Origin of the sequence: Burkholderia sp. Ac-20349 (genome assembly GCF_017104865.1) — a bacterium.
Taxonomy (GTDB): Bacteria; Pseudomonadota; Gammaproteobacteria; order Burkholderiales; family Burkholderiaceae; genus Burkholderia; species Burkholderia aenigmatica.
In genome coordinates this window covers 1-1,186 of record NZ_JAAGPM010000331.1, presented here as the reverse complement: position 1 = coordinate 1,186, position 1,186 = coordinate 1, and the positions used below count along the sequence as shown (strand labels likewise).

Genomic DNA, 1,186 nt, shown 5'->3' with positions numbered 1-1,186 from the left:
CAGGCTCGCGGCCGGCGCCGATGCGCCGCCCGTGTCCGAAAACCGGCTCTCCGCGCCGCCGTACGTACCGAACACGCCGGGCGCGATGCCGGAGGGCACCGTGGAAATCGACCGGGCGCCGTCGGCCGCCGCTTCGAGCGGCGGTGCGGACGCGCGCTGCGCATGGCCGCTCGGCGGCAACGCGAGCGCCGCCGACAGCAACACGGCAAGCAACTGTTTGACACGCATGGCAGGATGAAAACGACGCCGTCCCGCGCGCCGGGCGCGCATCGCGGCGTTTGGTCTGAATATTCGGGTCATTGTACCGGCGGCAGCGTGACTGTCCCGTGCGGCATGGGTGCCATCTGCGCACCCGGCGCCGCGAATGCCACTGCTATGATAGGCGCCCGTTGAAACGTTGGATCGACTCGCGGCGCAGAGACGAGATTCGATGCCCCGCCCGATCGCGACGCCGGATCGCGGGACGTGCTCGCGCACTCCGTTCCACTAGAGGAAGACATGTCAGGACTCACCCATTTCGACGCCGCCGGCCACGCCCACATGGTCGACGTCGGCGGCAAGCAGGAAACGCAACGCATCGCGATCGCGCGCGGCACGATCCGGATGCTGCCGGCCACCTTCGCGCTGATCCGCGACGGCAAGGCGAAGAAAGGCGACGTGCTCGGCGTCGCGCGCATCGCGGCCATCCAGGGCGCCAAGCGCACGGCCGACCTGATCCCGCTGTGCCACCCGCTCGCGCTGACGCGTGTGGCCGTCGACTTCGAACTCGACGACGCACTGCCGGGCGTCCACTGCGTCGCGCAGGTCGAAACGTTCGGCCGGACCGGCGTCGAGATGGAAGCGCTGACCGCCGTGCAGGTCGGGCTGCTGACCGTCTACGACATGTGCAAGGCCGTCGATCGCGGGATGGTGATCACCGATGTGAGCGTGCGCGAGAAGCGCGGCGGGAAGTCGGGGGACTGGAAGGCGGAAGACACGGCGGGTTGAGCGCCAGCGACAGCAGCCATTCACGGGGCATCGTCGGCCGTAACGATGTCCCGTTCGAACGATAAAAAGCCAGAAAAACACATCGCAAATGAAGACCCACACGCTGAAATACCGCGCGCCGCTGCTGTGCGCGCTCGCCCTGCTGCCAGCCGCCGCATCGGCCGCCGGCACCTGCCCCGCCGCCGACACCGCCGCGCGA

Annotated in this window: 1 protein-coding gene and 1 pseudogene; one reads left to right on the top strand and one right to left on the bottom strand. The window is 69.0% G+C overall.

The annotated features are described in order from the left end of the window. Nucleotides 1-228 (bottom strand): annotated as a pseudogene (locus tag G3N61_RS39030) (M48 family peptidase); the annotation flags it as partial. Between the two features lie 270 nt (nucleotides 229-498). Between G3N61_RS39030 and moaC the strand changes: the two are divergent. Further along, entirely contained in the window at nucleotides 499-987 is a 489-nt protein-coding gene (moaC, locus tag G3N61_RS39025) for a cyclic pyranopterin monophosphate synthase MoaC (protein WP_043190762.1), read from the top strand. The last annotated feature ends 199 nt before the right edge of the window (nucleotides 988-1,186 follow it).

What these genes read in the sequence shown, in the direction of transcription:
- moaC (WP_043190762.1), top strand. Translation starts at nt 499, where the DNA reads ATGTCAGGACTCACCCATTTCGACGCCGCCGGCCACGCCCACATGGTC.